Source organism: Streptomyces sp. B93 (assembly GCF_018070565.1).
In the GTDB taxonomy this organism is placed as follows: domain Bacteria; phylum Actinomycetota; class Actinomycetes; order Streptomycetales; family Streptomycetaceae; genus Streptomyces.
The window spans coordinates 1-6716 of record NZ_JAGPXL010000098.1 but is presented as its reverse complement, the minus strand read 5'-3'; the positions used below and the strand labels follow the sequence as shown (position 1 = coordinate 6716).

5 protein-coding genes are annotated in these 6716 nt (G+C 72.4%); all 5 read left to right on the top strand.

Annotated features, from left to right (window positions below; translation table 11 throughout):
• Positions 1-1338, top strand: a 1338-nt coding sequence (locus KBY47_RS35945) for a hypothetical protein (RefSeq protein ID WP_210928822.1), incomplete at its 5' end; no start/stop codon positions are given.
• 14 nt (positions 1339-1352) lie between these two features.
• The gene (locus KBY47_RS35940; protein ID WP_210928821.1) at positions 1353-2372 is read left to right on the top strand and encodes a glutamate ABC transporter substrate-binding protein; all 1020 of its coding nucleotides are present in this window, start codon (positions 1353-1355) and stop codon (positions 2370-2372) included.
• Between the two features lie 73 nt (positions 2373-2445).
• Positions 2446-3735 carry a hypothetical protein gene (locus KBY47_RS35935; RefSeq protein ID WP_210928819.1) on the top strand — a complete coding sequence of 430 codons (1290 nt, stop codon included), beginning with the start codon at positions 2446-2448 and terminating at the stop codon, positions 3733-3735.
• A gap of 89 nt (positions 3736-3824) precedes the next feature.
• Positions 3825-6404: a serine/threonine-protein kinase gene (locus KBY47_RS35930; protein ID WP_210928823.1), complete on the top strand. Its 2580-nt coding sequence runs from the start codon at positions 3825-3827 to the stop codon at positions 6402-6404.
• Positions 6405-6407: 3 nt separating this feature from the next.
• Positions 6408-6716, top strand: a 309-nt coding sequence (locus KBY47_RS35925; protein WP_210928817.1) for a zinc ribbon domain-containing protein, incomplete at its 3' end; no start/stop codon positions are given.

Here is a 6716-nt window from a genome sequence, read left to right as displayed (position 1 = left end):
CCCCCCACCCCACCCCGCCGCACCGCCTTCGCCGAGGGCGCAGACCGCCTCCGCGCAGCCGCCACCACCGAACCCGGCCGCCTCCGCATCATCGGCGCCGTCCTCGCCCTCCTCGTCATGGCCTTCGGCACCGTCACCGCCTGGCAGACCGCAACCCGGGCCACCGCCGCCGACGACGTCCTCAACAAGAGCCAGCCCCTCAGCTCCGCCGCCGCCGACATCTACCGCTCCCTCGCCGACGCCAACACCGCCGCCTCCAGCGGCTTCCTGGCCGGCGGCCAGGAGACCAAGGCCTCCAGGGACCGCTACGAGGAAGACATCCGCACGGCCGCCGCCAAACTCGTCACGGCCGCCAACAACAGCGACCCCGACTCCCCCGCCGCGGCCACCATCGCCAAGCTCAACCGCCTCCTCCCGGAGTACAAGGGGCTCATCGAACGCGCCCGCGCCAACAACCGCCAGGGCTACCCCCTCGGCGGCGCCTACCTGCGCTACGCGAACGACAAGATGCAGACGGACATGCTCCCGGCCGCGGAGGACCTCTACACCTCCGAGAACGAACGCCTGCGCGGCGACTACGACAGCGCCACCCCCTACCCCTGGGCCGCGATCGCCCTGGGCGTCCTCGCCCTGGCCGCCCTCGCCTGGACCCAGCACCGCAACTACCAGCGTACGAACCGCGTCCTGAACCACGGCCTCGTCGCCGCGACCGCCGCCACCACGGTCGTCCTGCTCTGGCTGGTGATCGCCCACACGGTGGCCCGCCAGAACCTCAACGACTCCTACGACCACGGCGTCCGCTCCCTCAACGTCCTGCACGACGCCCGCATCGCCTCCCTCAAGGCCCGCGCCAACGAGAATCTCACCCTGGTGAGCCGCGGCGCGGAGACCGTCGAGGTCGAACCGGGCGAGTTCGAGGACAAGTTCGACGTCGCGTTCAAGGCGTCGATGAAGGACCTGGCCACCCACCTCACCGCCGCCGACTACCTCGCCGACGACGCTTCCGGCGAGGCCCCCGTACGGTCGGCCACGGGCAACATGGAGGAGTGGCAGTCCCGCCACGAGGCCGCCCGCGGCGCGGACGACGCGGGCGACTACCAGGCCGCACTGAACAAGATCATCGGCTCGAACGCCGACAAGCCGACGCGTGAGTGCTTCGACAACGTCGACGCCAACCTGCGCACGGCACTGGCGCACGAGGAGAACGAGTTCAAGCAGTCCGCGTCCGACGGCCTGGACGCGATGACGGGTCTGACCGTCGGCGCGGCCGTCCTCGCGGTCCTGGGCGCGGCCGGCGCGGTGCTCGGCATCGGCCGCAGGCTTTCGGAGTACCGGTGAGAGGGGGCGTGAAAATGCACGCGAAACGCTTGCGGACCGGCCTGCGGGGCTGGGGCGGAGTGGGCGCGATGGCGGTCCTCTGCGCCCTGGCGACGCTGATCGTCCTGCTGCTGCCGCTGACCCAGCCACCCGTCGACGGCAGCACGGGCACCGGCGGCCAGGGAGTGGCCGAGGGCACCCAGGCGAAGGCCCCGGCGTGCGAGGACAACCCCCAGGATCTCAGCCTCTCCCCCTCCACGGCCGAGGGCCCGGCGATCGAGGCCATCAAGGAGCGCGGGCACCTCTCGGTCGGCGTGGACCAGAACAGCTACCGCTGGGGCTACCGCGACCCGAACAACACCGACGCGGACGTCCAGTTGGAGGGCTTCGACATCGACCTGGCCCGCCGTATCGCCCAGGAACTGCTGGGCGACCCGGACAAGATCAGGTTCAAGGCGATCCCGACCAACCAGCGCGTCCCCGCGATCCAGAGCGGCCAGGTCGACATGGTGGTCCGCACGATGACGATCACCTGCTCCCGCCTGGAGCAGGTCGACTTCTCGGCCCCGTACTTCGTCACCGGCCAGCAGGTGCTCGCTCCCAAGTCCTCCCCGATCAAGGGCTACGACGACTCGCTCGCCGACCAGCGGATCTGCTCGGCGGACGGTTCGACGGCGTACGAGAAGCTGGACGCGGACAAGAAGTCCGGTGAGCTGCCCGCCTCCGCGGACATCTCCCTCACCGTCCCCAACCAGCTCGACTGCCTGGTCCGTCTCCAACTGGGCGAGGTGGACGCGGTGGTGACGGACGGCGCGCTCGCGGCGAGCCAGGCGGCGCAGGACCCGACGGTGATGTTGAAGGGCGACACCTTCACCACGGAGTTCTACGGCGTGGCGATGAAGAAGGGCGCGGACGATCTGGTGCGCCGGGTCAACCGAATACTGGAGGACTACCGCGAGGACGGCGGCTGGAAGAGGTCGTACGACAACTGGCTCTCGGCGACGCTGGGTTCGAGGTCGGACTCGGCAACGCCACCGGTACCGCGCTACAGGTAGAGCCCCACCACCCACAACCCACCCCCAAACCCCCACCACAACCACGGGACACAACAGCGACGAGAGGTGATCGATGGGCGCGGGACCCACCGGGCCGGTACTGGACCGGGACGAGGTGGACCGTGCGCTGGCGCGGCTCGGCGCGGAGCACGAGGCCATCGAGACCTCGCTCCTCGCCCTCCAGGACCACGCGGGCCGCAGACTCCTGGAGGGCGCCGACCTGACGGGCGTCACCAAGGAGCGCTGGGCGTCCACGGAGGCGGCGATCACGCTGCTGTGGACGTACTTCGACGCCTACACGGACGCGCTGCGCTCGGCCCGCGACATCCGGGCCCGCCGCCGCTGGTCGAGCCGCGAGGACCTGGCGGAGCTGACCGAGCTGCTGCGCGGCGAGTCCGTCACGGTGGCGGGCAGCGCCACGGCGACGGCCGGCGCCCCCACGCTGCACGGCACGGGCAAGCTGAGTCACAGCTACTCCCTCACCACACTCGTCGACCATATGAACGAGCTGTACGCGACCTCGCTGGACATGGTCGTCGCGGCCGACGCGGTCTGGTCGGCGCTGCCCGCGCGGATCGATTTACTCGCCGCGGAACTCCAGCGCACCCGCCAGCTCGCGCACTCCGTGGGCGTACGCCCGGGCGAGCACCCGGCGGGCGACGACCTGGAGCGCATCACGCGCACGCTCACCTCGCTGCGCGAGCAGGTCGTCTCGGACCCGCTGGCGTTCTGGCGTCCCGCACAGGGCAGTTCGGCGCCGGGCGGCGGTCGGCCGGACACCACGGTGTACGACAGGGAGGCGCGGGCGCTGGAGGAGGTCCGCCGGGAGATCGACGCCGTACTGGAGGTCCGTAAGGACGCGGAGCAGCGGCTGATCAAACTGCGGGACGTGCTCTCACGGGCGGACCGCACGCTCGCCGAGGCCCGTACCGCCCGCGGCGAGGTCCTGGCGAAGATCGCGGCGACGGAGGTCCCGGTGGTCAGCGGCCCGCCCACGGCCCTCCAGGAACAGCTGGCGACGGCGGCGGAGTACCGGCGCCAGGGCCAGTGGCACCGCCTGTCCCCGCTCCTGGAGTCCCTGGAGCGCAAGGCGGAGGACGAACTGCTGCGCGCCCGCGAGTCGTTGACCGCGGTGACCGCGCCCCTGGCGGTCCGCGCCGAGCTGCGCGGACGGCTGGACGCGTACAAGGCGAAGGTCGCCCGGCACGGCCTGGCGGAGGACCCGATGCTGGTGGAACGGTACGAGAAGGCGCGCCGCATGCTGTGGAGCGCGCCCTGCGACCTGCGGGTGGCCGAGGAGGCGGTGCTGCGCTACCAGCACGCGGCGGCGGAACTCCTCAGCGGCCCACGGGACCGAAGGTGACCGGGACATGAGCTACAGGACCGTGGCATGAGCGACAGGACGGGGCGCACGAGCGAGAAGGGGGACGCGGCGTCATGAGTCAGGCACCCATGGGTCAGGATCAGGGCCAGAGCCAGAGCCAGGCACAACAGACCTGCCAGCGGCCGGGCTGCGAGGGTTCGTACGAGGACGTCGGCGGCGGCGAGCTGTACTGCGACACCTGCGGCCTCGCCCCGGTCGTGTCCCCGATGGGCGAGGTCGGCTCACCCCCGACGGGCATCACGGGCGGCGGCCGGGCCTCGGCCGGCTCCCGCAACAGCTCCGGCAACGGCTCCCGCAGCAGCTCCCGCACGAGTTCCCGTACGTCCTCCCGTACGTCCTCCCAGTCGTCGAAGTCACGCCGCTCGGTCTCGGGCAGGCTGTCGCGCTCGCTGTCGGGCGGGCCGACCGGCCGTTCGGTGTCGGTGCGCAGCTCGGGCTCCACGGCGGCCTCCTCGTCGAGGGGCCGGCTGGGGGCCGGTCTGGTGCAGGTCCCGCAGGTGCCGAGGCCGGACCCGCGGGAGATGGTGCTGGAGAACCCGATGGTGCCGGAGCGCAAGCGGTTCTGCTCGCGCTCGGACTGCGGGGCGCCGGTGGGCCGCGCGAGAGGTGACCGCCCGGGCCGTACGGAGGGCTTCTGCACGAAGTGCGGCCACCCGTACTCCTTCGTCCCGAAGCTGAAGGCGGGCGATGTCGTCCACGGCCAGTACGAGGTCGCGGGCTGTCTGGCGCACGGCGGGCTGGGCTGGATCTACCTGGCCGTGGACCGCGCGGTCTCCGACCGGTGGGTGGTCCTCAAGGGCCTGCTGGACACCGGCGACCAGGACGCGATGGCCGCGGCGATCTCCGAGCGGCGTTTCCTCGCGGAGATCGAGCACGCGAACATCGTGCGGATCTACAACTTCGTGGAGCACCTGGACCAGCGCACCGGCTCCCTGGACGGCTACATCGTCATGGAGTACGTCGGCGGCAAGTCGCTCAAGGAGATCGCCAACGCCCGCCGCACCGCGGGGGGCCGACGCGACCCGCTTGCGGTGGAGCAGGCCTGCGCGTACGGCATCGAGGCGCTGGAGGCGCTGGACCACCTGCACAGCCGTAACCTGCTCTACTGCGACTTCAAGGTCGACAACGCCATCCAGACCGAGGACCAGCTCAAGCTGATCGACATGGGCGCGGTGCGCCGGATGGACGACGACGAGTCGGCGATCTACGGCACGGTCGGCTACCAGGCCCCGGAGGTCGCCGAGGTGGGCCCGTCGGTGGCGTCGGACCTGTACACGGTGGCCCGCACCCTGGCCGTGCTCACCTTCGACTTCCAGGGCTACACCACGGTCTTCGTGGATTCCCTTCCCGACCCGGACAGCATCGAGGTCTTCCGCCAGTACGAATCCTTCTACCGTCTCCTGGTCCGCGCCACCGACCCGGACCCGGCCCGCAGGTTCGCCTCGGCACAGGAGATGGCCGAGCAGCTGACGGGCGTCCTGCGCGAGGTGGTGTCACTCCAGACGGGCCGGGCCCGCCCGGCGCTGTCGACGCTGTTCGGCCCCGAACTGCGGGTGCCGGACACGGAGTTGTTCCCCCGCCTGGAGGGCGAGGTCTCCCGCCTGGGCGCCCGCCGCCCCCGCCGCGACACCACCCCGGCACTCCCGGCAGGCGGCACCACGCCCACCCCTCCCAGCGCCACGCCCACTGCCCCCAGCACCCTGGTCAAGCCGGTCGGCACCCGCACCGCCGCCCTGGCCCTCCCCGTCCCCCGCGTGGACCCCGCCGACCCCAACGCTGGCTTCCTGGCGGGCCTGATGGCCACCGCCCCCACCGAACTGCTCGGCGCCCTCGCCGCGGCTCCGGCCCCGTCGGTCGAGACCCGGCTGCGGCAGCTCCGGGCCTGGCTGGAGAACGGCGACTCGGCGCCCGCGCTGACCGCCCTCGACCGGCTGGAGGACGAGCATCCGGACGACTGGCGGGTCGTCTGGTACCGCGGCGTGGCCGCGCTGGTGACCGGCGACGAGGAGGGCGCCGCGCTGGCCTTCGACGCGATCTACGACGCCTTCCCCGGCGAGATCGCGCCCAAGCTCGCGCTCGGCCTGTGCGCGGAGGTGCTGGGCCAGCTGGACAACGCCGCCGAGTACTACCGCCTGGTGTGGACGACCGACCCGAGCCAGGTGAGCGCCGCGTTCGGCCTGGCGCGCGTGCGGTTGGCGACGGGCGACCGGCGCGGCGCCGTACACACCCTGGAGTCGGTTCCGGAAAGCTCCATCCACTACGTCGCCGCCCGGGTGGCGGCGGTGCGGGCGCGGCTGCGGCAGCGCACGGAGGTCACCGGCGCCGTACCCTTCATGGACGATCTGACCGCGGCCGCCGAGCAGGTCGAGGCGCTGGAGGCGTACGGTCTTGACCCGACGCGGCGCGAGCAGTTGGCCACAGAGGTGCTCGGCTGCGCGCTGGACTGGATACTCTCCGGTAGCCAGGGTTCCGTCCCGCCCCAGGCCGCCGGGGGACGGACGCTGCTCGGCAGCGGCCTGGACGAACGGGGCCTCAGGTTCGGCCTGGAGCGTTCGTACCGCACGCTGGCCCGGCTGGCCCGGGGCGGCGAGGAGAGGATCGACCTGGTGGAACGTGCCAATCGTTACCGCCCCCGGACATGGGTGTAGTTGATGTCGCAGATGCCCCAGCAGGGCGCCCTGTCGAGGTGCCCGAGCTGCGCGGAGCCGCTCGAGTCGGGTGACCGTTTCTGCGGAGCGTGCGGGTACGACCTGTCCGCCGTACCGCCGCTGCCGGACGACAACCCGACGCTGACCATGCACAACGGCTCGGCCCCGAACGCCCCCGAGTCCACCCCGGAGTGGCCCGGCGCCCCGGCCCCGGTCGGCACCGGCATCCCACCGCAGGCCCCCCCCCCCGCCCCCCCCCCGCCACCCCCCCCGCCCCCGCCCCCCCCCCCCCCCCCGCCCCCCCCCCCCCCC